The organism is Irregularibacter muris (assembly GCF_024622505.1).
Taxonomy (GTDB): Bacteria; Bacillota; Clostridia; order Eubacteriales; family Garciellaceae; genus Irregularibacter; species Irregularibacter muris.
In genome coordinates this window covers 178,213-202,833 of sequence record NZ_JANKAS010000004.1, presented here as the reverse complement: position 1 = coordinate 202,833, position 24,621 = coordinate 178,213, and the positions used below count along the sequence as shown (strand labels likewise).

General features: G+C 37.5%; 30 protein-coding genes and 1 other annotated feature. All 30 genes read left to right on the top strand.

Annotated features, from left to right (window positions below; genetic code table 11):
• Positions 1-54: 54 nt before the first annotated feature.
• The 30 genes from tuf (NSA47_RS06735) to NSA47_RS06590 all read left to right on the top strand — a co-directional run bounded on the left by tuf (NSA47_RS06735) (position 55) and on the right by NSA47_RS06590 (position 24,618).
• Complete coding sequence (gene tuf, locus NSA47_RS06735) at positions 55-1,248, top strand: elongation factor Tu (RefSeq protein WP_257530267.1); 1,194 nt, start codon at positions 55-57, stop codon at positions 1,246-1,248.
• Between the two features lie 311 nt (positions 1,249-1,559).
• Entirely contained in the window at positions 1,560-1,709 is a 150-nt protein-coding gene (rpmG, locus tag NSA47_RS06730; RefSeq protein ID WP_257530265.1) for a 50S ribosomal protein L33, read from the top strand.
• A 54-nt stretch (positions 1,710-1,763) separates the two neighbouring features.
• Positions 1,764-1,994: a preprotein translocase subunit SecE gene (gene secE, locus NSA47_RS06725; RefSeq protein WP_257530263.1), complete on the top strand. Its 231-nt coding sequence runs from the start codon at positions 1,764-1,766 to the stop codon at positions 1,992-1,994.
• 16 nt (positions 1,995-2,010) lie between these two features.
• Complete coding sequence (gene nusG, locus NSA47_RS06720) at positions 2,011-2,535, top strand: transcription termination/antitermination protein NusG (protein WP_257530261.1); 525 nt, start codon at positions 2,011-2,013, stop codon at positions 2,533-2,535.
• Positions 2,536-2,586: 51 nt separating this feature from the next.
• Complete coding sequence (gene rplK, locus NSA47_RS06715) at positions 2,587-3,012, top strand: 50S ribosomal protein L11 (RefSeq protein WP_257530259.1); 426 nt, start codon at positions 2,587-2,589, stop codon at positions 3,010-3,012.
• 49 nt (positions 3,013-3,061) lie between these two features.
• Complete coding sequence (rplA, locus tag NSA47_RS06710) at positions 3,062-3,751, top strand: 50S ribosomal protein L1 (RefSeq protein ID WP_257530257.1); 690 nt, start codon at positions 3,062-3,064, stop codon at positions 3,749-3,751.
• Between the two features lie 64 nt (positions 3,752-3,815).
• Positions 3,816-3,947: a sequence feature (ribosomal protein L10 leader region), on the top strand.
• Positions 3,948-3,994: 47 nt separating this feature from the next.
• Positions 3,995-4,522 carry a 50S ribosomal protein L10 gene (gene rplJ / locus NSA47_RS06705; protein WP_257530255.1) on the top strand — a complete coding sequence of 176 codons (528 nt, stop codon included), beginning with the start codon at positions 3,995-3,997 and terminating at the stop codon, positions 4,520-4,522.
• A gap of 36 nt (positions 4,523-4,558) precedes the next feature.
• Positions 4,559-4,942, top strand: a complete 384-nt coding sequence (gene rplL / locus NSA47_RS06700; protein WP_257530253.1) for a 50S ribosomal protein L7/L12 — start codon at positions 4,559-4,561, stop codon at positions 4,940-4,942.
• Positions 4,943-5,281: 339 nt separating this feature from the next.
• Positions 5,282-8,983, top strand: a complete 3,702-nt coding sequence (gene rpoB / locus NSA47_RS06695) for a DNA-directed RNA polymerase subunit beta (RefSeq protein ID WP_257530250.1) — start codon at positions 5,282-5,284, stop codon at positions 8,981-8,983.
• Positions 8,984-9,139: 156 nt separating this feature from the next.
• Positions 9,140-12,685 carry a DNA-directed RNA polymerase subunit beta' gene (gene rpoC / locus NSA47_RS06690; protein WP_257530248.1) on the top strand — a complete coding sequence of 1,182 codons (3,546 nt, stop codon included), beginning with the start codon at positions 9,140-9,142 and terminating at the stop codon, positions 12,683-12,685.
• Between the two features lie 168 nt (positions 12,686-12,853).
• Positions 12,854-13,096 carry a ribosomal L7Ae/L30e/S12e/Gadd45 family protein gene (locus tag NSA47_RS06685; RefSeq protein ID WP_306811128.1) on the top strand — a complete coding sequence of 81 codons (243 nt, stop codon included), beginning with the start codon at positions 12,854-12,856 and terminating at the stop codon, positions 13,094-13,096.
• Positions 13,097-13,236: 140 nt separating this feature from the next.
• On the top strand, positions 13,237-13,611 hold the full coding sequence (rpsL, locus tag NSA47_RS06680) for a 30S ribosomal protein S12 (protein WP_257530244.1): 375 nt from the start codon (positions 13,237-13,239) through the stop codon (positions 13,609-13,611).
• A 135-nt stretch (positions 13,612-13,746) separates the two neighbouring features.
• Positions 13,747-14,217: a 30S ribosomal protein S7 gene (gene rpsG, locus NSA47_RS06675; protein WP_257530242.1), complete on the top strand. Its 471-nt coding sequence runs from the start codon at positions 13,747-13,749 to the stop codon at positions 14,215-14,217.
• A 59-nt stretch (positions 14,218-14,276) separates the two neighbouring features.
• Entirely contained in the window at positions 14,277-16,352 is a 2,076-nt protein-coding gene (gene fusA, locus NSA47_RS06670; RefSeq protein WP_257530240.1) for an elongation factor G, read from the top strand.
• A gap of 64 nt (positions 16,353-16,416) precedes the next feature.
• Positions 16,417-17,610: an elongation factor Tu gene (tuf, locus tag NSA47_RS06665; RefSeq protein WP_257530238.1), complete on the top strand. Its 1,194-nt coding sequence runs from the start codon at positions 16,417-16,419 to the stop codon at positions 17,608-17,610.
• Between the two features lie 349 nt (positions 17,611-17,959).
• Positions 17,960-18,268 (top strand): 30S ribosomal protein S10, encoded by a 309-nt coding sequence (gene rpsJ, locus NSA47_RS06660; RefSeq protein ID WP_257530236.1) that lies wholly within the window; start codon positions 17,960-17,962, stop codon positions 18,266-18,268.
• A 54-nt stretch (positions 18,269-18,322) separates the two neighbouring features.
• On the top strand, positions 18,323-18,958 hold the full coding sequence (gene rplC, locus NSA47_RS06655) for a 50S ribosomal protein L3 (protein ID WP_257530234.1): 636 nt from the start codon (positions 18,323-18,325) through the stop codon (positions 18,956-18,958).
• Between the two features lie 31 nt (positions 18,959-18,989).
• A complete protein-coding gene (gene rplD, locus NSA47_RS06650; RefSeq protein ID WP_257530233.1) occupies positions 18,990-19,613 on the top strand; it encodes a 50S ribosomal protein L4 in 624 nt (207 codons plus the stop codon).
• Positions 19,610-19,903, top strand: a complete 294-nt coding sequence (gene rplW, locus NSA47_RS06645; RefSeq protein WP_308933853.1) for a 50S ribosomal protein L23 — start codon at positions 19,610-19,612, stop codon at positions 19,901-19,903. The genes rplD and rplW overlap by 4 nt, the downstream gene beginning before the upstream one ends.
• A gap of 53 nt (positions 19,904-19,956) precedes the next feature.
• Complete coding sequence (gene rplB / locus NSA47_RS06640; RefSeq protein WP_257530228.1) at positions 19,957-20,790, top strand: 50S ribosomal protein L2; 834 nt, start codon at positions 19,957-19,959, stop codon at positions 20,788-20,790.
• A gap of 74 nt (positions 20,791-20,864) precedes the next feature.
• Complete coding sequence (gene rpsS / locus NSA47_RS06635) at positions 20,865-21,149, top strand: 30S ribosomal protein S19 (protein ID WP_257530226.1); 285 nt, start codon at positions 20,865-20,867, stop codon at positions 21,147-21,149.
• Between the two features lie 20 nt (positions 21,150-21,169).
• On the top strand, positions 21,170-21,505 hold the full coding sequence (gene rplV / locus NSA47_RS06630) for a 50S ribosomal protein L22 (RefSeq protein ID WP_257530224.1): 336 nt from the start codon (positions 21,170-21,172) through the stop codon (positions 21,503-21,505).
• Positions 21,506-21,518: 13 nt separating this feature from the next.
• Positions 21,519-22,181, top strand: a complete 663-nt coding sequence (gene rpsC / locus NSA47_RS06625) for a 30S ribosomal protein S3 (RefSeq protein WP_257530222.1) — start codon at positions 21,519-21,521, stop codon at positions 22,179-22,181.
• 17 nt (positions 22,182-22,198) lie between these two features.
• Complete coding sequence (rplP, locus tag NSA47_RS06620) at positions 22,199-22,642, top strand: 50S ribosomal protein L16 (RefSeq protein WP_257530220.1); 444 nt, start codon at positions 22,199-22,201, stop codon at positions 22,640-22,642.
• On the top strand, positions 22,632-22,835 hold the full coding sequence (gene rpmC, locus NSA47_RS06615; RefSeq protein ID WP_257530218.1) for a 50S ribosomal protein L29: 204 nt from the start codon (positions 22,632-22,634) through the stop codon (positions 22,833-22,835). The genes rplP and rpmC overlap by 11 nt, the downstream gene beginning before the upstream one ends.
• A gap of 2 nt (positions 22,836-22,837) precedes the next feature.
• On the top strand, positions 22,838-23,110 hold the full coding sequence (gene rpsQ / locus NSA47_RS06610) for a 30S ribosomal protein S17 (RefSeq protein WP_306811120.1): 273 nt from the start codon (positions 22,838-22,840) through the stop codon (positions 23,108-23,110).
• A 26-nt stretch (positions 23,111-23,136) separates the two neighbouring features.
• Positions 23,137-23,505, top strand: a complete 369-nt coding sequence (gene rplN, locus NSA47_RS06605) for a 50S ribosomal protein L14 (RefSeq protein ID WP_257530216.1) — start codon at positions 23,137-23,139, stop codon at positions 23,503-23,505.
• Positions 23,506-23,523: 18 nt separating this feature from the next.
• Positions 23,524-23,853: a 50S ribosomal protein L24 gene (gene rplX / locus NSA47_RS06600; RefSeq protein ID WP_257530214.1), complete on the top strand. Its 330-nt coding sequence runs from the start codon at positions 23,524-23,526 to the stop codon at positions 23,851-23,853.
• 23 nt (positions 23,854-23,876) lie between these two features.
• Positions 23,877-24,416, top strand: coding sequence for a 50S ribosomal protein L5 (rplE, locus tag NSA47_RS06595; RefSeq protein ID WP_257530212.1), 540 nt, complete (start codon positions 23,877-23,879; stop codon positions 24,414-24,416).
• A gap of 16 nt (positions 24,417-24,432) precedes the next feature.
• Entirely contained in the window at positions 24,433-24,618 is a 186-nt protein-coding gene (locus NSA47_RS06590; RefSeq protein WP_257530210.1) for a type Z 30S ribosomal protein S14, read from the top strand.
• Positions 24,619-24,621 lie beyond the last annotated feature (3 nt).

Sequence of the window (24,621 nt, the reverse complement as noted above, 5' to 3'; positions counted from 1 at the left end):
GAAAGTAGCTTATATCTTATACATATTTTGAATTTGCAAAGGAGGATAACAAAAATGGCAAAGGAAAGATTTGAAAGAACAAAACCCCACGTAAATATAGGGACAATAGGTCACGTAGACCATGGTAAAACAACATTAACAGCAGCGATTACTACAGTATTAAACAAAAGATTTGGATCAGGACAAGTTATGAGCTATGACAACATTGATAAAGCACCAGAAGAGAGAGAAAGAGGAATTACCATTTCCACATCTCACGTAGAGTACGAAACAGACAATCGTCACTATGCTCACGTAGACTGCCCAGGTCATGCTGACTACGTTAAAAACATGATCACTGGAGCAGCCCAAATGGATGGAGCAATCCTAGTAGTATCCTCAGCAGATGGTCCAATGCCACAAACAAGAGAACATATCCTACTATCCAGACAAGTAGGGGTACCATATATCGTAGTATTCTTAAACAAAGCAGACATGGTAGATGACGAAGAATTATTAGAATTGGTTGAAATGGAAGTAAGAGAATTACTAAGCGAATATGAATTCCCAGGAGATGACACACCAATCGTAATTGGATCTGCTTTAAAAGCATTAGAAGATCCAGATAGCGAGTGGGGAGACAAAATCGTAGAGTTAATGCAAGCATGTGATGAGTACATTCCAGAGCCAGAAAGACCAGTAGACCAACCTTTCTTGATGCCAGTAGAGGACGTATTCTCTATCACAGGTAGAGGAACAGTAGCTACAGGAAGAGTAGAAAGAGGAATCGTAAAAGTACAAGACGAAGTAGAAATCGTAGGCTTAACAGAAGAGTCCAGAAAGATCGTAGTAACTGGAGTAGAAATGTTTAGAAAACTACTAGACCAAGCCCAAGCGGGAGATAATATCGGAGTACTTTTAAGAGGGGTACAAAGAGAAGATATTGAAAGAGGTCAAGTATTAGCAAAGCCAGGATCTATCAAGCCTCATACAAAATTCACATCTGAGATTTACGTATTGACTAAAGAAGAAGGTGGAAGACATACTCCATTCTTTAATGGATACAGACCACAATTCTACTTTAGAACAACAGACGTAACTGGAATAATTGAATTAGGAGAAGGTGTAGAAATGGTAATGCCAGGAGATAACATTACTATGGAAATCGACCTAATCACTCCTATAGCTATTGAAGAAGGACTAAGATTTGCTATTCGTGAAGGTGGAAGAACAGTAGGAGCAGGTGTTGTTGCTTCTATTATTGAGTAATTCCTGAGTATAAAGAAAAAAATAAATTTCCAATAGGAAAGCAAGGGATATTCATAGAATAAGGGCTAGGAAATAACCTAGCCCTTTCCTGTGAAAACCTCCAAATACTTTTACCCCATTGGAGAGGTATAGAACAGTCGTAGGTTGTTATAATAGTAAATATGTAGACCGAGTACTTTTTATTGACACAAAATAAAAATTATGATAAATTTTATAAAGTAACAAAAAAAAGGAAAAATGGTAAAGTATATCTAATAATAAGGGCGAATTAGATACACCATAGCAAATGGAAATAGCGGGAGGTGTAGGTAGTGCGAGTAAAAGTTACCTTGGCATGTACTGAATGTAAACAAAGAAATTACCATACAATGAAAAATAAAAAGAATGATCCAGATAGACTGGAAATGAATAAGTATTGTAAATTCTGCAAAACTCATACAGTGCATAAAGAAACAAAATAGTTGTGTTTTTATAAAATTCAATCCTAAAATGTAATGTAAAAGGATGTGGAGCCGTTGGCAAAGGATGCAAAAGGCAAGGGGAAGGGAAAAAGCAAGGAAAAAAGATTCAAAATAGGTAAATTTTTTAAAGGTGTATGGTATGAACTTAAAAAGGTAAGTTGGCCAACTAGAAAAGAATTAGGACAACATACATTGGTTGTGATTTCTTCAGTGGCAGTTGTTTCTTTTGCAGTGTGGTTAATGGACTTGGGTTTAGGGAGAATGCTCAAATTGATTATTAAGTAAAAGAGAAGGGGTAAATATGGAAAGCGAAAACAAGGCAAGGTGGTATGTAGCCCATACTTATTCTGGGTATGAAAATAAGGTAAAAGTAAATATTGAAGCAGCAGTAGAAAACAGAAATATGCAGGACATTATACAAGAAGTCACTGTTCCTATGCATGAGCAAGTGGAAATGAAGAATGGAAAAAAGAAAGTTAGCATGAAAAAAGTTTTTCCAGGCTATGTGATGATTAAAATGATCATGACGGATGAATCTTGGTATATTGTTCGTAATACGCGTGGAGTTACAGGTTTTGTAGGACCTGGTTCTAAACCTGTGCCTTTGTCTGATGCTGAACTGAAAAGTATGGGAATTCAAGAAAAGGTGCCTGTTTTAAACATTTCTATTAGAGACAGTGTAAAGGTGATTTCTGGCCCCTTTGAAAACTTTATTGGTGTAGTAGAAGAAGTAAATTCTGAAAGACAAAAAATAAAAGTGAACATATCCATGTTCGGTAGAGAAACTCCCGTAGAACTGGGATTTGAGCAAGTCCAAAAGATGTAGAAAAATATTTTAAATATATCCATACTTAAACATATTAAGGAGGTGCAGAACATGGCCAAAAAAGTAATGGGATTAATTAAATTGCAAATTCCAGCTGGAAAAGCTACTCCAGCTCCACCAGTAGGTCCAGCTTTAGGACAACATGGTGTAAATATAATGGGTTTCTGTAAAGAATTCAATGAAAAAACTGCAAAGCAAGCAGGGATGATTATTCCTGTAGTGATCACAGTATATGCTGATAGATCTTTTAGCTTTATTACAAAAACTCCACCAGCTGCTGTTTTACTAAAAAAAGCTGCGGGAATAGAAAGTGGTTCAGGAGTACCTAATAGAGAAAAAGTAGCAAAAGTAAGTAAAGATAAAGTTAGAGAAATTGCAGAATTAAAAATGCAAGACTTAAATGCTGCTTCTGTTGAGGCTGCAATGAACATGATTGCAGGAACAGCTAGAAGCATGGGCATTACCGTAGAAGAGTAAGTTAATTTCGTGGGAGGGAAACCGATAATACCACAAGGGAGGATTTACCATGAAAAAAGGAAAGAAATATCTAGAAAATTCAAAATTAGTAGATCGTGAACATCTATATGATGTTAACGAAGCAATTGAACTTGTACAAAAGACAGCAACAGCTAAATTTGATGAAACCATAGAAGCTCATATTCGATTGGGTGTTGACTCCAGACATGCGGATCAACAAGTCCGTGGAGCCATTGTTTTGCCCCATGGAACAGGTAAAGAAGTAAAAGTATTAGTATTTGCAAAGGGTGACAAAGTAGCTGAAGCCCAAGCAGCAGGAGCAGATTATGTTGGTGCAGAAGAATTCCTAGAAAAAATTCAAAAGGAAAACTGGTTTGATTTTGATGTTATTGTGGCTACACCGGACATGATGGGTGTTGTAGGTAGACTAGGACGAGTTCTTGGACCAAAGGGATTAATGCCTAACCCTAAATCTGGAACGGTAACCTTTGAGGTAGAAAAAGCCGTAAAAGATATAAAAGCAGGTAAGGTTGAATATAGATTGGATAAAACAAACATTATCCACGTGCCCTTAGGAAAAGCTTCTTTTGGCACAGAAAAACTTCAAGATAACTTTAGCACTTTGCTAGACGCTGTAATTAAAGCAAAACCAGCAGCTGCAAAGGGACAATATCTAAGAAGTGTTTCCATATCAAGTACAATGGGTCCAGGAATTAAAATTAACCCTGCGAGAATATAAGATATTGAAATTAATTTGTTGACAACTGAACATCAAAATGTTATAATTTATGGTGTTTGAAATAAATAATGATTTACTTGAACCGTAGACAGTAGGTGCGAAAAGCTTAATTTCCTACCGAGGGGATGGACTAATAACTTTGATATTAGAGCCTTTCTTCGACTGTGTCTGCGAAGAGGGCTTTTTTAATGATTAGAAGCCATAAATAACTTAGTGCTGATGGCAGAGGAGGTGGAGCACCGAATGTCAAACTTAGACATTAAAAAGCAATTAGTAGGAGAAATAACAGACAAATTTCAAACGGCTCAATCTGCAGTTTTAGTAGATTACCGTGGATTAGATGTTGAAGAGATCACTGAACTTCGGGCGAAATTTAGAGCTGAGGGAGTAGACTATAAAGTCTATAAAAACACTTTAATGAGATTAGCTGTTAAGGAAGTAGGCTATGAAGGTTTATTAGATTATCTAGTAGGACCTACAGCCGTTGCTTTCGGAATGGAAGATCCCGTATCCGCGGCAAAAATCATTGCGGATTTTGCAAAAGAACATAAGGACTTAGAAATTAAGGCAGGTATGGTAGATGGAGATGTTATAGATCTAGCAGGAATCAAAGAACTTGCAGCCTTACCACCAAGAGAAGTTCTTATTGCCAAAGTACTTGGTGGATTCAACGCACCTATCGCTGGATTTGCTAATGTACTACAAGGAACTGTACGTAACTTAGTATATGCCTTAAATGGTGTTAAAGAACAAAAAGAAGCTCAAGCTTAAAACAAAAAACTTAAAAAATCTGGAGGGAATTATAAAATGGCAAACGAAAAAGTAACTCAATTAATCGAAGAAGTTAAAAATATGACTGTATTAGAATTATCTGAATTAGTAAAAGCATTAGAAGAAGAATTTGGAGTAAGCGCTGCTGCACCTATGGCTGTAGCTGCTGCACCAGCTGCTGGTGGAGCTCAAGAAGCTGCTGAAGAAAAAACAGAATTTGATGTAGTTCTAGCTGAAGCTGGAGCACAAAAAATCAAAGTAATCAAAGTTGTTAGAGAAGCAACTGGCTTAGGCTTAAAAGAAGCTAAAGAATTAGTAGATAATGCTCCAAAAGCTGTTAAAGAAGGCATTAGCAAAGAAGATGCTGAAAGCTTAAAAACTAAATTAGAAGAAGTTGGAGCAAAAGTAGAAGTTAAGTAATTAATTTTATGAACTTCCCAAGAAAGGCACTCTGAAATCAGAGTACCTTTCTTTTTTACTAATAGATGATTGTGGGTAAATATAGATAGGAGTCCCCTAGGATGTCCTGAATAAGATCTAAAATAATCAAATTACCTATTGACACTATTGACAAGTTGTGTTAGTATTGTAAATTGCATTGGTAGGTTAAATTTGCCTATTTTTGTATAAATTTAATATGGCTGGTGATAATACAGTAGGTAGTCTATTTTAGTGGAAAAGAAAACCAAAGGTTACACAAGGTATATGAGTATGTGCAGCTTTTGGCTATTTTACTTTATAAGTAAGGGGTGAGTGCGGATGGTCCATCCTGTCCAATTGGGAAAAAGAATGAGGATGAGCTATTCAAGAATTGACGAAATTTTGGATATGCCAAACTTAATAGAAATTCAGAAAGAGTCTTATCAATGGTTTTTAGGTGAAGGTTTAAAAGAGGTATTTGAGGATATATCCCCCATTCAAGATTATACAGGAAATTTAATTTTAGAGTTTGCGGACTATGCACTAGATGAAAATCCAAAGTATACTGTGGAAGATAGTAAGGAAAGGGATGTAACTTATTCGGCGCCATTAAAAGCGAAGGTTAGACTTATCAATAAAGAAACCGGAGAAGTAAAGGAACAAGAGGTATTTATGGGGGATTTCCCTCTAATGACCGAAAATGGAACCTTTATTATTAATGGTGCAGAAAGGGTAATTGTAAGCCAATTAGTTCGTTCACCAGGAGCATACTATTCTGAAACAATTGATAAAACTGGTAAAAGATTGCATTCCGCTCAAGTGATCCCTAACCGTGGTGCATGGTTGGAATACGAGACAGACTCCAATGATATTGTATCTGTTCGTATTGACAGAACAAGGAAACTTCCAATAACTGTTTTGACCCGTGCTATGGGTTATGGTACAGATCAGGAAATTATAGAGCTTTTAGGTGAAGAACCAAAATTATTGGCTACTCTGGATAAAGACAGCACAAACTCTGTAGAAGAAGGGTTGTTAGAAATATACAAAAGACTTAGACCCGGTGAGCCACCTACAGTAGATAGTGCCAAATCTTTATTATATTCTATGTTTTTTGATCCCAAAAGATATGATTTGGCTAGAGTGGGTAGACATAAGCTAAATAAAAAATTAGCCTTGGCTAATCGAATTTTTGGAAAAATAGCAGCAGAAAACATCGTACATCCTGAAACAGGGGAAGTATTAGTAGAAAAAGATGAGAAAATTTCTAGAGAAAAAGCTTGGGATATACAAAACACAGGCATCAATGCCGTAAATATAAGGTATGAAGATAAAGAGATTAAAGTTATAGGGAATGGTTTTGTAGATATCCGAAAATTAGGCTTACCATATTACTTAGATGATTTGAACATAAATGAGATGGTGGATTATTCCGTATTAAAAGAAATTATCAATAACTACCAAAGAGAAGAAGAATTTAAAGAAGCTATCAAGGACCAAATGGATAAATTAATTCCAAAACATATTGTTATTTCAGATATGATGGCCTCTATCAATTACAACTTAGGGTTGGACTATGGCATTGGAGATATTGATGATATAGATCACTTAGGCAATAGAAGACTAAGGTCAGTGGGCGAATTACTTCAGAACCAATTTAGAATTGGACTTTCTAGAATGGAAAGAGTGGTAAGGGAAAGAATGACCATACAGGATATTGAAGTGGTTACTCCCCAAGCCTTGATTAACATTCGACCGGTAGTCGCAGCTATGAAGGAATTTTTCGGTAGCTCTCAGCTATCCCAGTTCATGGATCAGACTAATCCACTGGCAGAATTAACCCACAAGAGAAGATTGTCGGCATTGGGGCCAGGAGGCCTAAGTAGGGAAAGAGCTGGTTTTGAAGTTAGGGACGTGCATCACTCTCACTATGGAAGAATGTGCCCTATTGAAACTCCAGAGGGACCGAATATCGGTCTTATTGGATCTTTGAGTACCTATGCTAGAATCAATGAATATGGATTTATTGAAGCACCCTTCCGTAAAGTAGATCAGGAAAGGGAAGTTGTAACAGATGAAATTGTATACTTGGCTGCTGATGAAGAAGGACATTATACAATAGCCCAGGCTAATGAGCCTTTAGATGAGGAAAGCCAATTTGTAGATAAAAAAGTTATCGCTAGAGCAGGGATCAAAAGAGAGGTTGTTGTAGCACCACCTTCAGAAATAGATTTTATGGATATTTCTCCTAAGCAAATTGTTTCAGTTGCTACGGCAATGATTCCTTTCTTGGAAAATGATGACGCCAATAGAGCCCTTATGGGAGCCAATATGCAACGACAGGCAGTACCTCTACTGCGTCCGGAAGCACCGATTATTGGTACCGGTATAGAACATAAAGCAGCTAAAGATTCAGGAGTTTGTATATTAGCAAAGGCCGATGGGGTCATTGATAAAGTTACTGCAAGGGAAATCATCCTAAAGAGGGATGATAACGGTCAAAAAGAGCGTTATACTATGCTGAAATTTATACGATCAAACCAAGGGACTTGCATAAATCAAAAACCTATTATCAAAAAAGGTGACGTGGTTAAAAAGGGAGATATTTTAGCGGATGGACCTTCCACAGAACAAGGGGAGATTGCCTTAGGACGAAATATTCTAATGGGCTTTATGACCTGGGAAGGCTATAACTATGAAGATGCCATTTTAATCAGTGAAAAATTAGTGAAAGATGATGTATTTACATCCATTCATATTGAGGAATATGAATCAGAAGCTAGGGACACCAAATTGGGACCAGAGGAAATTACCCGGGATATTCCCAATGTAGGCGAAGAAGCACTAAAGGACCTAGATGAAAGAGGAATTATCAGAATTGGAGCAGAGGTAAGATCTAATGATATCCTGGTAGGAAAGGTTACCCCTAAGGGTGAAACAGAACTTACTGCAGAAGAAAGATTGTTAAGAGCAATTTTTGGAGAAAAAGCTAGAGAAGTAAGAGATACCTCCCTAAGAGTTCCCCATGGAGAAGCGGGAATGGTTGTAGATGTAAAAGTCTTTACAAGGGAAAACGGAGATGAATTGCCTCCTGGAGTGAATCAATTAGTCCGTGTATATATCGCCCAAAAGAGAAAAATTTCTGTAGGGGATAAAATGGCTGGACGTCACGGAAATAAAGGGGTTATCTCTAGGATTCTACCAGAGGAAGATATGCCTTTCCTACCTGATGGAACACCTTTAGAAATTGTACTAAATCCTCTAGGGGTACCCTCCCGTATGAATATCGGTCAGGTATTGGAGGTCCATTTAGGATTAGCCGCTAAAGCGCTAAACTGGCATATAGCAACCCCAGTATTCGATGGAGCCAATGAAGATGATATTATGGCTACCTTAGAAAAAGCTGGATATGATGCCGATGGAAAAATCCAACTTTATGATGGTAGAACGGGAGAGCCCTTTGATCAGGAAGTAACAGTGGGATATATGTATATTCTAAAACTAGCCCACTTAGTTGACGATAAAATTCATGCTCGATCAACAGGCCCCTATTCCTTGGTTACTCAACAACCTCTTGGAGGAAAGGCACAGTTTGGAGGACAACGTTTTGGAGAGATGGAGGTGTGGGCGCTGGAAGCTTACGGTGCAGCTCATACCCTACAGGAAATCCTTACCGTAAAGTCTGACGATGTGGTAGGAAGGGTTAAAACCTATGAATCGATTGTAAAGGGAGAAAATATTCCTGAACCAGGTGTTCCTGAATCCTTTAAGGTATTAATCAAAGAATTACAAAGTTTGGCCCTAAACATTAAAATCATCACCGATGAAAATGAAGAATTAGAAATCAAAGAGGATGATGAGGATATAGGGTTAGAAGAATTGGAAGTAAATATTGAAGGAAATGAAGAAGATATGCCTGAGGAAGAGTATGAAGAGGAAGAGGAAGATCAGGAGGAAGAAGATTTTGATATAGACGATGTATTAAAAGATATATCTGACCTCGATGAGGATATGGACGACATTGATGATATTGAGGATTAACTTTAAAAAATCATTCTATAATATATAATAAAAGCAAAGGTGTAAGATATGGTTTCTGTGGAGATTACACAGAAACCCTTCTATTCTTTGTGGTTTTCTTGACTATGATAATTAGGTGCAATACAAAATTTGGAACAAAGAAGGGAGAGACACTCCTTGAATGAATTGAACAATTTTCAAGCCATACGAATTGGATTAGCTTCACCAGAAAAAATTAGAGAATGGTCAAGGGGAGAAGTAAAAAAACCTGAAACCATAAATTATCGTACGCTAAAACCGGAAAAAGAAGGTCTATTTTGTGAAAAAATCTTTGGACCTCAAAAAGATTGGGAATGCCATTGTGGAAAATATAAAAGAGTAAGATATAAAGGCATTGTCTGTGATCGATGTGGGGTAGAAGTAACTCGCTCAAAGGTAAGAAGAGAAAGAATGGGACATATTGAACTGGCGGCACCAGTATCTCATATTTGGTATTTTAAAGGAATACCTAGCCGAATGGGCTTAATCTTAGATATGTCTCCACGATCCTTAGAAAAGATTTTATATTTCGCTTCCTATGTAGTTATTGATCCAGGAAAAACAGCATTAGTGGCTAAACAATTACTAAGCGAAAGAGAATATCGGGAAGCGGTAGACAAATACGGCAATGAATTCCGTGCAGGAATGGGTGCCGAAGCCGTACAAGAATTACTAGCAACTATTGATTTAGAGGCTTTGTCCAAGGAACTAAAAGTAGACTTAAAGGACAGTACTGGCCAAAAGCGAATTCGAACAGTTAGAAGATTAGAGGCGGTAGAAGCCTTTAGAACCTCAGGCAATAAACCAGAATGGATGATATTAGAAGTTGTGCCCGTCATTCCACCAGAACTTAGGCCTATGGTTCAATTAGATGGAGGACGTTTTGCCACTTCTGATTTAAATGATTTGTATAGAAGGGTCATCAATCGTAATAATCGACTGAAAAGACTATTGGATTTAGAAGCCCCTGACATTATCGTCCGTAATGAAAAAAGAATGTTACAAGAAGCTGTGGATGCATTGATTGACAATGGCCGTAGAGGAAGACCGGTAACAGGACCAGGAAATAGACCACTAAAATCCTTAAGTGATATGCTTAAAGGGAAACAGGGACGTTTCCGCCAAAACCTTTTAGGAAAACGTGTAGATTATTCTGGACGTTCGGTAATTGTAGTAGGCCCTGAATTAAAAATGTTCCAATGTGGACTTCCTAAGGAAATGGCTATAGAATTATTCAAACCTTTTGTTATGAAAGAGTTGGTAAATAAAAACTATGCCCACAATATTAAAAGTGCAAAAAGAATGGTGGAACGAGTAAAACCCGAAGTATGGGATGTCCTAGAGGAAGTAATCAAAGAACACCCTGTACTCCTAAATCGTGCCCCTACTCTGCATAGACTAGGAATTCAAGCCTTTGAACCTGTATTGGTAGAAGGTAGAGCTATAAAACTACATCCCCTTGTTTGTACAGCCTATAATGCTGACTTTGATGGGGACCAGATGGCGGTACACGTACCTTTATCCATGGAAGCCCAGGCTGAAGCTAGATTTTTAATGTTAGCAGCCAACAACATACTAAAACCTCAGGATGGGGGACCAGTAGTCAGCCCTACTCAGGATATGGTATTGGGTTCTTACTACCTGACTGTAGAAGTTAAGGGAGAAAAAGGTGAAGGTAAGGTATTTACAGATTTTGATGAAATGCTAATGGCTTATCAAGTTGGAGAAGTGGGCATTCATGCTAGGGTAAAAGTAAGAATGACCAAGGAAGTAAATGGTGAGAAAAAATCTAGAATTGTAGAAAGTACAGTGGGAAGATTCATATTTAATGAAAATATACCACAAAACTTAGGCTTTGTTGACAGAAGCAATCCTGACAATGAGTTTGTATTAGAAATAGATACAATTGTAGACAAAAAAATGTTATCTAAAATTGCAGATAAATGCTTTAGAAAACTTGGGTCTGCGACTACTTCTATGGTATTAGATGAAATCAAGCGAACTGGATTTTTCTACTCTACAAAGGGTGCAGTAACTGTAGGGGTAAGTGACATGATTGTACCGGAGAAAAAACAAGAATTACTCTCTAGTGCAGATCAAGAAGTAGATAAAATTCAGAAAATATTCCGAAGAGGACTTATATCTGAAGAGGAAAGATATGAAAAAGTTATTAGTACCTGGACTAAAACCACCGAAAAAGTTACCAATGCCTTGATGGAAAACTTAGAGCCTTTAAATCCAATCAACATGATGGCGTCCTCTGGTGCTAGAGGTAGTAAAAACCAGATACGTCAGTTGGCGGGAATGAGGGGACTTATGGCTAACCCTTCAGGTAGAATTATCGAATTACCTATACGCTCTAACTTTAGAGAAGGATTAAATGTTATGGAGTTCTTTATTTCTACCCATGGGGCCAGAAAAGGTCTAGCGGATACAGCCCTTAGAACAGCGGACTCAGGATATTTGACAAGAAGACTTGTAGATGTTAGTCAGGATGTTATCATTAGAGAAGATGATTGTGGAACAACCCACGGAAATCGTGTTACCGATATAAAAAATGGAACAGAAATCATTGAAGGCTTACAGGATCGTATAGCGGGTAGATATGCCTTTGAAGATATTAAACATCCTGAAACAGGAGAAGTATTGGTGGAAAAAAATGAGCTGATTGATTATGATATGGCAGAGAAAATTGTATCTTTAGGTATAAAATCTGTCCTGATCCGTACAGTGCTTAATTGTCAGTCAAAGATTGGAGTATGTGCGAAATGCTACGGAAACAACTTAGCTACTGGAGATAAGGTGCAGACGGGAGAAGCGGTTGGTATCATTGCAGCCCAATCTATTGGAGAACCAGGAACCCAACTTACCATGCGTACTTTCCACACTGGAGGGGTAGCCGGAGATGATATTACTCAAGGTTTGCCAAGGGTAGAAGAACTATTCGAGGCTAGAAAGCCTAAAGGTTTGGCTATTATTTCAGAGATTGCAGGAACAGTACAAATAAAAGAAACCAAAAAGAAAAAAGAAATTGTGGTAGTAGGAGAAGACGGGGACACCAAAAACTATTTGATTCCCTATGGTTCACGGTTGAAAGTTTTCCAAGGAGATACTATAGAAGCTGGAGATGAAATCACCGAAGGTTCTGTCAATCCCCATGATATCCTAAGTATTAAGGGTGTAGAAGGAGTACAACAATATCTACTAAAAGAAGTGCAAATGGTATACAGATTGCAAGGAGTAGATATTAATGATAAGCATATTGAAGTTATCGTAAGACAAATGCTTAGAAAAATAAAAGTAGATGAATCCGGAGATACTGATTTATTACCCGGAGGATTAATTGATATCTTCACTTTTGAAGAAGAAAATAAAAAGGCACAGGCTTCAAATAAAGAACCAGCAGTGGCAAAGCGAGTATTATTGGGAATTACCAAAGCTTCCCTAGCCACAGATTCTTTCCTATCTGCCGCATCCTTCCAGGAGACCACCAGAGTTCTTACTGAAGCAGCTATAAAGGGTAAAATTGATCCATTAATTGGTCTAAAAGAAAATGTAATTATTGGTAAATTAGTGCCCGCAGGAACAGGAATGAAGAAATATAGAAATATTAAAATTGCTGGTGAAGAGGAGTTACAACAAGAATTACTAGAAGAAGTTGATATTGAGGAAGAAGAGAATTAATTATTGACAGCATCACAGCGAAATGCTAAACTTATAAAGTGTGCATTTTTAGAGATCTTTCTTATGAAATAGGAAGGTTGGCCTTGTTTGCAAGGGACTAAACTTTTCTATTTCACTAGAGTGGCATTTGTCGCTTTCTTGTGAAGGAGGAAAAGCGTAGTGCGGGAATTGGTAAAAAATTCGAAGAATAAAGTTGTTGGTTTAAAACAAACCCGCAGAGCCATAAATGAGGGAAAAACTAAGATGGTCTATCTGGCCAAAGATGTTGAACCCCATTTATTTGAAGAAATTCAAAGTCTGTGTCGGGAAAATCAAGTGGAAGTTGTTTATATAGAGAATATGAAACAACTGGGAGAAGCTTGTGGAATTGACATCAAAGCCGCATCAGCAGCTATGCTCAATAGGGATTAAGAAGAGAATAATGTGCAACACTTTATGGATGAAGAAAGATTAAAAAAGAGATAAAGCTACACCCTTCCGCCTATTGTGGAAGGGTAGCTTTTCTATAAATTGAGCCATTTAATGGATCATATTTTAAAGGAGGTGCCAGAATGCCAACCATTAACCAATTAGTAAGAAGAGGAAGAGAAGAGGTTACACATCAATCAGGCTCACCTGCATTAAAAGGAAGCCCACAAAAAAGAGGAGTTTGTACAGCAGTTAAGACCACTACTCCAAAGAAACCGAACTCTGCCCTAAGAAAGGTTGCCAGGGTAAGACTAACCAATGGTATTGAAGTAACTGCTTATATACCAGGAATAGGACACAACTTACAAGAGCATAGTGTTGTTCTTATTCGAGGAGGAAAAGTAAAAGACTTACCTGGGGTTCGTTACCATATTGTGCGTGGTGCACTAGATACAGCCGGTGTTCAAAATAGAATGCAAGCTCGTTCTAAATATGGAGCTAAAAGACCTAAAAAATAGTGCTAAATACTATGTGTGGAATGTAAGTATCACCGATACATTTATACATTGATATTATATAGGATAAAGCACAACGACAATACCTTTATTGTCGAGTACCGATGAATAATTCAATTGATTAAGGAGGGAAGCGCAGTGCCAAGAAAAGGACCAGTTCCAAAAAGAGAAGTATTAGCAGATCCAATTTATAATAGCGTGTTAGTTACAAAACTAATTAACAACATCATGCTTGATGGAAAAAGAGGAGTAGCTCAAAAGATAGTTTATGGCGCTTTTGATATTGTTGCTGAAAGAACAGGTAGAGATGCTTTGGAAGTTTTTGAAGAAGCTCTAAACAATATCATGCCTGTTTTAGAGGTTAAAGCCAGACGAGTAGGGGGAGCTACTTATCAAGTACCAATGGAAGTTAGAGCAGAGAGAAGGCAAGCCCTTGGTTTAAGATGGATCACTACCTATACTAGACAAAGAGGCGAAAAAACCATGGTTGATCGTCTAGCAGGTGAGATTCTAGATGCTGTTAACAACGCGGGTAGTTCAGTGAAGAAAAAAGAAGATGTTCATAAAATGGCTGAAGCCAATAAAGCTTTCGCCCATTATAGATGGTAAATATAAAATAATTATGATGAGAGCCCTAAGTGATTCTCGTGATAGAAAGGAGGAATACTGTGCCTAGGCAGTTTACCTTAGAAAAAACAAGAAATATTGGAATTATGGCCCATATTGATGCCGGAAAAACCACAACAACTGAGCGTATATTATTCTACACAGGTAGAGTACACAAAATTGGGGAAACCCATGAAGGTGCTGCGACTATGGACTGGATGGAGCAGGAACAGGAGAGAGGAATTACCATTACTTCTGCTGCAACAACTGCCCAATGGGATAACCATAGAATAAATGTTATTGATACGCCAGGGCACGTGGATTTTACAGTGGAAGTAGAAAGATCACTGAGAGTTCTTGACGGTGCAGTTGCAGTATTCTGTGCTAAGGGTGGTGTAGAACCACAATCCGAAACAGTATGGAGACAAGCAGATAAATATCATGTGCCAAGAATGGCCTATGTAAATAAAATGGACATCATGGGTGCGGATTTTTATAACGTAGTCAATATGATGAAAGAAAGATTACAGGCGAATGCAGTGCCAATTCAACTTCCTATTGGAAAAGAAGAAAATTTCCAAGGAATCATTGATTTAGTAGATATGCATGCAAGAATCTACAAGGATGATCTTGGAAAAGAAATTGAGATCGTGGATATTCCAGAAGATATGGTGGAGCTAACTGAAGAGTATAGAACCAATCTAATGGAGGCCATCGCTGATCAAGATGAAGAATTGATGATGAAATACCTTGAGGGAGAAGAAATCTCTGTAGAAGAGATTAAAAACGCTATTCGTAAAGCGACAGTAAATGTAGATATGATTCCTGTACTATGTGGATCTTCCTATAAAAATAAGGGGGTTCAACCTTTATTGGATGCTGTAGTAGCTTATATGCCTTCTCCATTGGACATTCCAGCGATCAAGGGGATTCTTCCAAATAGTGAAGAAGAAGATGAGCGTCCAGCAGATGATAAAGCGCCCTTCTCCGCATTGGCATTCAAAATTATGACCGACCCTTATGTAGGAAAGCTTGCTTTCTTTAGAGTTTATTCCGGAGTTTTACAATCAGGCTCCTATGTATATAACTCGACAAAGAGCAAGAAAGAAAGAGTTGGACGTATTCTACAAATGCATGCAAACCATAGAGAAGAAATTACTGAAGTATATACAGGAGATATTGCAGCTGCTGTAGGTTTGAAAGATACAAGTACTGGAGATACACTTTGTGATGAAGGACATCAAATTATCTTAGAGTCCATGGAATTCCCAGAACCAGTTATCTCTGTAGCTATCGAACCTAAGACAAAGGCTGGCCAAGATAAAATGGGTGTTGCCCTGCAAAAACTGGCAGAAGAAGATCCAACCTTTAGAGCCCACACTGATCCTGAGACAGGTCAAACCATCATATCTGGTATGGGAGAACTTCATCTAGATATCATCGTAGACCGTATGTTGAGAGAATTCAAAGTGGAAGCCAATGTAGGTAAACCTCAAGTTGCATACAAAGAAACCATTAAAAACAGCGTTAAAGCTGAAGCTAAATTTGCTCGTCAATCTGGTGGTAGAGGTCAATATGGACACGTTCTTATTGAAATGGAACCACAAGAGCCAGGAACAGGATATGAATTTGTGAATAAGGTTGTTGGAGGAGCTATTCCTAAAGAATATATTGGTCCAGTTGACAACGGGATCCAAGAAGCAATGGAAAATGGTATTCTTGCTGGTTATCCAGTATTAGATATCAAAGTAACCCTTTATGACGGATCTTATCATGAAGTGGACTCCTCAGAAATGGCCTTTAAAATCGCAGGTTCAATGGCCTTTAAAGATGGAATGAGAAAAGCAAATCCAATTCTACTAGAGCCTATGTTTAAAATTGAAGTTACAGTACCTGAGGAATACATGGGTGATGTAATGGGAGATATTAACTCTAGAAGAGGTAGAGTAGAAGGAATGGAAGCAAGATCTGGTGCACAAATCATCAGAGGGTTTGTTCCTCTATCTGAAATGTTTGGATATGCTACAGACCTTCGTTCTAAGACACAGGGTCGTGGAGTATATACAATGCAATTCTCCCATTATGAAGAAGTGCCAAAGAGTATTGCAGAAGAAATAATGGCTGGTAAAAAGAACTAATAAAAATGATTTAGCAGCCTGCTTGGTTGCAGGTTGCTACATATGTTAAAGGAGGATAACAAAAATGGCAAAGGAAAGATTTGAAAGAACAAAACCCCACGTAAATATAGGGACAATAGGTCACGTAGACCATGGTAAAACAACATTAACAGCAGCGATTACTACAGTATTAAACAAAAGATTTGGATCAGGACAAGTTATGAGCTATGACAACATTGATAAAGCACCAGAAGAGAGAGAAAGAGGAATTACCATTTCCACATCTCACGTAGAGTACGAAACAGACAATCGTCACTATGCTCACGTAGACTGCCCAGGTCATGCTGACTACGTTAAAAACATGATCACTGGAGCAGCCCAAATGGATGGAGCAATCCTAGTAGTATCCTCAGCAGATGGTCCAATGCCACAAACAAGAGAACATATCCTACTATCCAGACAAGTAGGGGTACCATATATCGTAGTATTCTTAAACAAAGCAGACATGGTAGATGACGAAGAATTATTAGAATTGGTTGAAATGGAAGTAAGAGAATTACTAAGCGAATATGAATTCCCAGGAGATGACACACCAATCGTAATTGGATCTGCTTTAAAAGCATTAGAAGATCCAGATAGCGAGTGGGGAGACAAAATCGTAGAGTTAATGCAAGCATGTGATGAGTACATTCCAGAGCCAGAAAGACCAGTAGACCAACCTTTCTTGATGCCAGTAGAGGACGTATTCTCTATCACAGGTAGAGGAACAGTAGCTACAGGAAGAGTAGAAAGAGGAATCGTAAAAGTACAAGACGAAGTAGAAATCGTAGGCTTAACAGAAGAGTCCAGAAAGATCGTAGTAACTGGAGTAGAAATGTTTAGAAAACTACTAGACCAAGCCCAAGCGGGAGATAATATCGGAGTACTTTTAAGAGGGGTACAAAGAGAAGATATTGAAAGAGGTCAAGTATTAGCAAAGCCAGGATCTATCAAGCCTCATACAAAATTCACATCTGAGATTTACGTATTGACTAAAGAAGAGGGTGGAAGACATACTCCATTCTTTAATGGATACAGACCACAATTCTACTTTAGAACAACAGACGTAACCGGAGTAATTGAATTAGGAGAAGGTGTAGAAATGGTAATGCCAGGAGATAACATTACTATGGAAATCGACCTAATCACTCCTATAGCTATTGAAGAAGGATTAAGATTTGCTATTCGTGAAGGTGGAAGAACAGTAGGAGCAGGTGTTGTTGCTTCTATTATTGAGTAATTCCTGAGTATAAAGAAGAAAAATAAAGATATTAAAGAAGTAAGGAGACGATCGCTCCTTATCTTCTTTAATATTTTTATCATTTTCTATGGAAAAGGAAAAAAACCTTGCAAAATGTAGAAAGATAGTATAAAATAAAGTAGTTGTAAAAGACATGCGATGATGTGAAAGGTTGCCTGCTTGCTAGGGAAATTTTCACTGAGAATGTCCGTATCTGGAATACGGGCGACTGAATCTATCAGACACACAGGTGTTTTTTAAAATTATTATAGAAAACACCCGGGAAAGTGTACGATAGTTCCGGTCGTATGTATTGAAAAACGTGCGATTGAAGGAGGGAAATTATCACATGGCAAAACAAAAAATTAGAATTAGGCTAAAAGCATTTGATCACAAAGTGTTGGATCAATCTGCAGAAAAAATTGTAGAAACTGCAAAGAGAACAGGAGCAGAGGTTTCAGGACCTGTGCCACTTCCTACTGAAAAGGAAATTATCACAATTCTTCGTGCAGTACACAAATACAAAGACTCTAGAGAGCAGTTTGAAATGAGAACTCATAAAAGACTAATTGACATTTTAAGTCCAACACCAAAGACAGTGGATTCTTTAATGAGATTAGATTTACCAGCAGGTGTGGACATAGAAATCAAATTATAAAACCTATTATGAATACCCAAGGTATTCCGCTAATATTGGGAGGTGCAAAGACAAATGAACAAAGCAATTTTAGGTAAAAAAGTGGGTATGACTCAAATCTTCAGCGAAGAAGGTCAATTAATCCCTGTAACAGTTGTAGAGGCAGGACCTTGCCTAGTGGTACAAAAGAAGGAAGAAGAAAAAGAAGGATATAGTTCTGTTCAACTTGGCTATGGCGATATAAAGGAAAGAAGAGTCAACAAGCCAAGCAAAGGCCATTTTGACAAAGCAGGTATAGCCTATAGAAAATATCTAAGAGAATTTAGATTGGCAAATGCTAGTGAATATGAAGTAGGCCAAGAAGTTAAAGTAGATATCTTCCAAGTGGGGGATAAAATAGATGTTACTGGTACTTCCAAAGGTAAAGGCTTTGCTGGAGTAATCAAGAGATGGAATCAACATACAGGACCTATGGCACATGGTTCCAAATATCATAGATCCCCAGGTTCCATGGGTGGTTCATCATCTCCATCAAGAGTTTTCAAAGGGAAAAAGCTACCAGGACAAATGGGTAACAAAACAATCACAGTGCAAAACTTAGAAATTGTAAGGGTAGATGCTGAAAATAAACTATTACTTATTAAAGGTGCAGTACCTGGTATTAAAGGTACTTTACTATCCATCAAAGACACTGTAAAGAACAAGAAATAGATAAGGAATTTGTAGGAAAGGAGGAAGCAAAATGCCAAAAGTAGATTTATTAAATATGGGTGGACAACAGGTAGGAGAGATTGAATTAAGTGATAGCGTATTCGGTATAGAGGTTAATGAAGCTGTTCTTCATCAAGTTGTAAAAGCCCAATTAGCAAATAGAAGACAAGGAACACAATCTGCCAAAACTAGAGCTGAGGTAAGAGGCGGAGGTAGAAAACCATGGAGACAAAAAGGTACAGGTAGAGCTAGACATGGTTCCATACGTTCTCCACTTTGGACTAAGGGGGGAGTAGTTTTCGCTCCAAAGCCAAGGGACTACAGCCAAGCTGTTCCAAAAAAGGTAAAGAGACTTGCTATGAAATCAGCATTGTCTTCCAAAGTAGCAGATAATGAAATTGTTGTATTAGATGAATTAGCTATGGAAAATCCAAAGACTAAGGAAATGTTAGCGATTCTAAATAATATTAATGCAGGTGAAAAAGCACTTATCGTATTACCAGGAAAAAATGAGGTAATCGAAAAATCAGCTAGAAACCTTCCTAATATAAAAAGTACCTTGGTGAATACATTGAATGTATATGATATCTTAAGATATGACAAATTAGTCATCACTAAGGAAGCAGTATCCCTTGTTGAGGAGGTGTATGCATAATGAAAAATGCACATGATATCATCATTAAGCCAATAATCACTGAAAGAAGTATGGATGACATGGCGGATAAAAAATACACTTTCAAGGTAGATAAAAGAGCAAATAAGGTTGAAATTAAAAAAGCCATGGAAGAAATTTTTAATGTAAAAGTTTTAAAAGTAAATACCATGAACATGGTAGGCAAGGTGAAAAGAATGGGTCGTTATGAAGGAAAGAGACCAGACTGGAAGAAGGCAATTATTCAACTTACAGAAGATAGTAAGGAAATTGAATTTTTCGAAGGCATGTAAAACTTGCAGATTATAGGCTGAATGCCTGATAAGCACCAGAAGGAGGGAATGAAATGGGCATTAAAAAATACAAACCAACTTCCCCTGGACGTAGAAATATGAGGGTTTCTACCTTTGAAGAGATTACCAAAACAGAACCTGAAAAATCTCTATTAGAAACCATTAATAGAACCGGCGGAAGAAATAACTATGGTAGAATGACTGTTCGACACAGAGGTGGCGGAGAGAAAAGACAATACAGAATTATTGATTTCAAGAGAAATAAAGATGAAATACCTGCAAAAGTAGCTTCTGTAGAGTATGATCCAAACCGTTCAGCACATATTGCACTACTACATTATGTAGATGGAGAAAAGAGATATATTCTACATCCAAAGGGATTAAAAGTAGGAGATACTGTTGTATCTGGACCAAATGCTGACATCAAAGTGGGTAATGCCCTACCTTTGAAAAATATACCCGTGGGTACTGTAATTCACAATATCGAATTAAAAGTAGGTAAAGGCGCACAAATGGTTAGATCAGCAGGAAACTCTGCCCAACTAATGGCAAAAGAAGGCGACTATGCACAGGTTAGACTACCATCCGGAGAGGTGCGTATGGTTCGTGTGGAATGTCGTGCAACCATTGGTCAAGTAGGAAATGTTGAACACGAGAATATAAGAATAGGTAAAGCAGGTAAATCTAGACATTTAGGATACAGACCTACAGTACGTGGGGTTGTAATGAACCCAGTAGATCACCCACATGGTGGTGGAGAGGGTAGATCCCCAATCGGATTACCTACACCTGTTACTCCATGGGGCAAACCAACTCTTGGATATAAAACCAGGAAGAAAAATAAGCATAGTGACAAATACATTGTCAGAAAAAGAAAACAAAAATAAGCCCTGGAGTCTTCAGGGGCTCCAACGGCTTAACTTAATTAAGTGATCGTTTGATGAAGGGAGGCAACCGATTAATGGGTAGATCATTAAAAAAAGGACCTTATGTTGATGAGAGATTGCTAAAAAGAGTAGAAGAGTTAAATCAAAAAGGTGAAAAGAAAATATTAAAGACCTGGTCAAGAAATACTACATTATTCCCACAAATGGTAGGACATACTATTGCAGTATACGATGGAAGAAAACACGTACCTGTATATGTAACTGAGGATATGGTAGGACATAAACTAGGTGAATTTGCACCAACAAGAACCTATAGAGGTCATGCAGATAAATCAGAAAAAACTTCTAAAGTTAGATAGAGTGAGAGGAGGTTTTCAGAGTGGAAGCAAGAGCCATTGCAAAACACATTAGAATATCACCACGAAAAGTGAAAATCGTCATAGATTTGATAAGAGGTAAAAACCTCGGAGAAGCATTGAATATTTTAAGCCTTACACCTAAGGCAGCATCTGAACCAGTAGCTAAACTACTTCGTTCAGCAGCAGCAAATGCAGAAAATAATTATGATATGAATGTAGATAGTCTATATGTAGCAGAAATACAAGCAAATCAAGGACCTACATTGAAACGCTTTAGAGCTAGAGCACAAGGAAGAGGTACACAAATCTTAAAAAGAACAAGTCATATTTCAGTTGTATTAAAAGAAAGAGAGTAAGGAGGGATATTTAGTGGGCCAAAAGGTTAATCCACATGGTTTAAGAGTCGGAGTAATTAAAGATTGGAATGCAAGATGGTATGCTAAAGATAAGGACTTTGCAGACCTATTGATAGAAGATCAAAAGATTCGTGAATATATAAAAAAGAGTCAATATGATGCAGGGATCTCTAGTATAGAAATAGAAAGAGCTGCAAACAGAGTGAAAATCCATATTCATACTGCTAAACCTGGAATGGTTATTGGTAGAGGTGGATCTGGCATTGAAGTCATGAGAAAAGCAATTGAAAAAATGACGAGTAAAAATATACTCATCAACATTATTGAAGTAAAAAATGTAGAAGTAGATGCTCAATTGGTGGCAGAAAATATTGCTTCTCAATTGGAAAGAAGAATTTCCTTTAGAAGAGCGATGAAACAGTCTATTCAAAGAGCAATGAGAAATGGAGCTTTAGGGGTAAAAACAGCTGTTGCCGGAAGATTAAATGGAGCAGAAATGGCTAGAACAGAAGGATATCAAGAAGGTAATGTGCCATTGCAAACCCTAAGAGCTGACATTAATTACGGATTTGCAGAAGCAAATACAACCTATGGTAAATTAGGAGTTAAAGTTTGGATTAATAAAGGCGAAGTTCTTCCAACAAAAAAAGAAAATGTTGAAGAAGGGAAGAAATAGGAAGGAGGAATCATCAGATGTTAATGCCTAAAAGGGTTAAGCGTCGTAGAGTTCATAGAGGTCGTATGAAGGGTCAAGCTACTCGTGGAAATACAATCACATATGGTGAATATGCTATTCAGGCATTAGAACCAGCATGGATTACTTCTAATCAAATAGAAGCAGCCCGTGTAGCCATGACTAGATATATTAAAAGAGGTGGAAAAGTTTGGATTAAAATTTTCCCCGATAAGCCAGTAACAGAAAAACCAGCAGAAACTCGTATGGGTTCTGGTAAAGGTTCTCCTGAATATTGGGTAGCAGTAGTTAAACCAGGCAGAATTTTATTTGAAGTTGCGGGTGTTCCTGAGGAATTAGCTAGAGAGGCTATGCGTTTGGCAATGCACAAACTTCCTATCAAAACAAAATTTGTAACACGCCGTGATTTTGAAGAAGTGGGTGGTGAATCTAATGAAAGCTAAAGAAATAAGAGAGTTATCCTCACAAGAACTAGAGCAACAATTAAATGACTTAAAAGCTGAATTATTCAATTTAAGATTCCAACTTGCTACAGGGCAATTGGAAAACCCAATGAGAATTAAAGAGGTTAAAAAAACCTATGCAAGAATAAAAACCATTTTAAGAGAACGGGAAATTAAAGCTATTGAAGCATAGTTATGGAAGGAGGCTTCACTGTGGAAAGAGGAAATAGAAAAACAAGAATTGGTCGAGTAGTAAGCGATAAAATGGATAAGACAATTGTTGTAGCAGTGGAAACTTTTGTAAGACATCCATTGTATGGAAAGTCGGTAAAGAGAAGTACCAGATTCAAAGCTCATGACGAAAACAACCAATGCCAAATTGGTGATCGTGTAAGAATAATGGAAACAAGACCATTGAGTAAGGATAAAAGATGGAGACTTGCAGACGTAATCGAGAAAGCTAAGTAATAGGGTGTTGAAAGGAGGGCATATGCATGATTCAACAAGAAAGTAGATTAAAAGTTGCTGATAATACAGGTGCAAAGGAATTACTATGTATCCGTGTATTAGGTGGTTCAGGAAAAAGATATGCAAATATTGGCGACGTAATTGTTGCTACTGTAAAAAGCGCAACACCCGGCGGTGTTGTTAAAAAAGGTGAAATTGTAAAAGCAGTTGTTGTGCGAAGTAAAAGAGGCGTTAGAAGAAATGATGGTAGCTATATAAAATTCGATGAAAATGCAGCTGTTGTAATAAAAGATGACAAACAGCCAAGAGGAACTCGTATTTTTGGACCAGTAGCTAGAGAATTAAGAGAAAAAAGTTACTTAAAAATATTATCATTGGCGCCTGAAGTACTATAGATTGAGGAGGTGACAATCTTGGCCAATAAAAAAATACATGTAAAAACCGGAGACACCGTTGTGGTAATCGCGGGTAAAGATAAAGGAAAAAAGGGTAAAGTGCTATCAGTACTTCCTTCAGAAAATAGAGTTATTGTAGAAGAGGTAAACATGATTACAAAACATGTTAAACCTTCCGCAGCGAATCAACAAGGTGGTTTGGTTCACAAAGAAGGAAAAATTGATGCATCTAACGTAATGTACTATTGCTCAAAGGATAAAATGGGTGTAAGAACAGGCATTAAATTCTTAGAAGATGGTACAAAGGTACGTTACTGTAAAAAATGCGGAGAAACTTTTAATAAATAGGTTGGCGAAGGGAGGTATTGGAAATGGCTAGATTAAAAGATAAGTTTGCAAATGAAGTTGCGCCAGCAATGATGGAAAAGTTTAAATATAGCAGTGTAATGGAAATCCCAAAACTAGAAAAAGTTATCGTGAATATGGGAGTAGGAGAAGCAAAGGATAATATAAAGATATTGGAAGCTGCCGTAAGCGATTTGACAGCTATTGTAGGTCAAAAACCTGTTGTGACAAAAGCAAAAAAATCTGTTTCCAATTTCAAAATCCGTGAAGGTATGCCAGTAGGTGCAAAGGTAACCCTTCGAGGAGAAAGAATGTACGAATTTGTAGATAAAGTATTTAATGTTGCACTTCCAAGAGTACGTGACTTTAGAGGGGTTTCCACTAAAGCCTTTGACGGAAGAGGTAACTATTCCTTAGGAATTAAAGAACAATTAATCTTCCCAGAAATTGAGTATGACAAAGTAGAAAAAGTAAGAGGTATGGATATAATTTTTGTAACAACAGCTCAAAATGATGAGGAAGCAAGAGAACTGCTAAGATTGCTAGGAATGCCTTTCAGCAAATAATGAAGGAGGAAAAAGCGTGGCAAAAAAAGCGATGATCAATAAGCAACAAAGAGAGCCTAAGTATTCAACAAGAGCTTATAATAGATGTCGTCTTTGTGGTAGACCTCATGGATATTTAAAAAAGTTTGGTATTTGCAGGATCTGCTTCAGAGAATTAGCATATAAAGGTGAAATACCTGGCGTTAAAAAAGCAAGTTGGTAGAAT

Excerpts from the sequence above, each read along its gene's own strand:
- rplA (WP_257530257.1), top strand. The coding sequence starts at position 3,062 with ATGAAAAAAGGAAAGAAATATCTAGAAAATTCAAAATTAGTAGATCGT.
- rpmC (WP_257530218.1), top strand. The coding sequence starts at position 22,632 with ATGAAAGCTAAAGAAATAAGAGAGTTATCCTCACAAGAACTAGAGCAA.
- rpsS (WP_257530226.1), top strand. The coding sequence starts at position 20,865 with ATGGGTAGATCATTAAAAAAAGGACCTTATGTTGATGAGAGATTGCTA.
- rpsQ (WP_306811120.1), top strand. The coding sequence starts at position 22,838 with ATGGAAGGAGGCTTCACTGTGGAAAGAGGAAATAGAAAAACAAGAATT.
- nusG (WP_257530261.1), top strand. The coding sequence starts at position 2,011 with ATGGAAAGCGAAAACAAGGCAAGGTGGTATGTAGCCCATACTTATTCT.
- rplD (WP_257530233.1), top strand. The coding sequence starts at position 18,990 with ATGCCAAAAGTAGATTTATTAAATATGGGTGGACAACAGGTAGGAGAG.
- rpsL (WP_257530244.1), top strand. The coding sequence starts at position 13,237 with ATGCCAACCATTAACCAATTAGTAAGAAGAGGAAGAGAAGAGGTTACA.
- rplC (WP_257530234.1), top strand. The coding sequence starts at position 18,323 with ATGAACAAAGCAATTTTAGGTAAAAAAGTGGGTATGACTCAAATCTTC.
- rpsJ (WP_257530236.1), top strand. The coding sequence starts at position 17,960 with ATGGCAAAACAAAAAATTAGAATTAGGCTAAAAGCATTTGATCACAAA.
- rplE (WP_257530212.1), top strand. The coding sequence starts at position 23,877 with ATGGCTAGATTAAAAGATAAGTTTGCAAATGAAGTTGCGCCAGCAATG.
- tuf (WP_257530267.1), top strand. The coding sequence starts at position 55 with ATGGCAAAGGAAAGATTTGAAAGAACAAAACCCCACGTAAATATAGGG.
- rplB (WP_257530228.1), top strand. The coding sequence starts at position 19,957 with ATGGGCATTAAAAAATACAAACCAACTTCCCCTGGACGTAGAAATATG.
- rplP (WP_257530220.1), top strand. The coding sequence starts at position 22,199 with ATGTTAATGCCTAAAAGGGTTAAGCGTCGTAGAGTTCATAGAGGTCGT.
- rplN (WP_257530216.1), top strand. The coding sequence starts at position 23,137 with ATGATTCAACAAGAAAGTAGATTAAAAGTTGCTGATAATACAGGTGCA.
- rplL (WP_257530253.1), top strand. The coding sequence starts at position 4,559 with ATGGCAAACGAAAAAGTAACTCAATTAATCGAAGAAGTTAAAAATATG.
- rplJ (WP_257530255.1), top strand. The coding sequence starts at position 3,995 with ATGTCAAACTTAGACATTAAAAAGCAATTAGTAGGAGAAATAACAGAC.
- tuf (WP_257530238.1), top strand. The coding sequence starts at position 16,417 with ATGGCAAAGGAAAGATTTGAAAGAACAAAACCCCACGTAAATATAGGG.
- rplK (WP_257530259.1), top strand. The coding sequence starts at position 2,587 with ATGGCCAAAAAAGTAATGGGATTAATTAAATTGCAAATTCCAGCTGGA.
- rpoB (WP_257530250.1), top strand. The coding sequence starts at position 5,282 with ATGGTCCATCCTGTCCAATTGGGAAAAAGAATGAGGATGAGCTATTCA.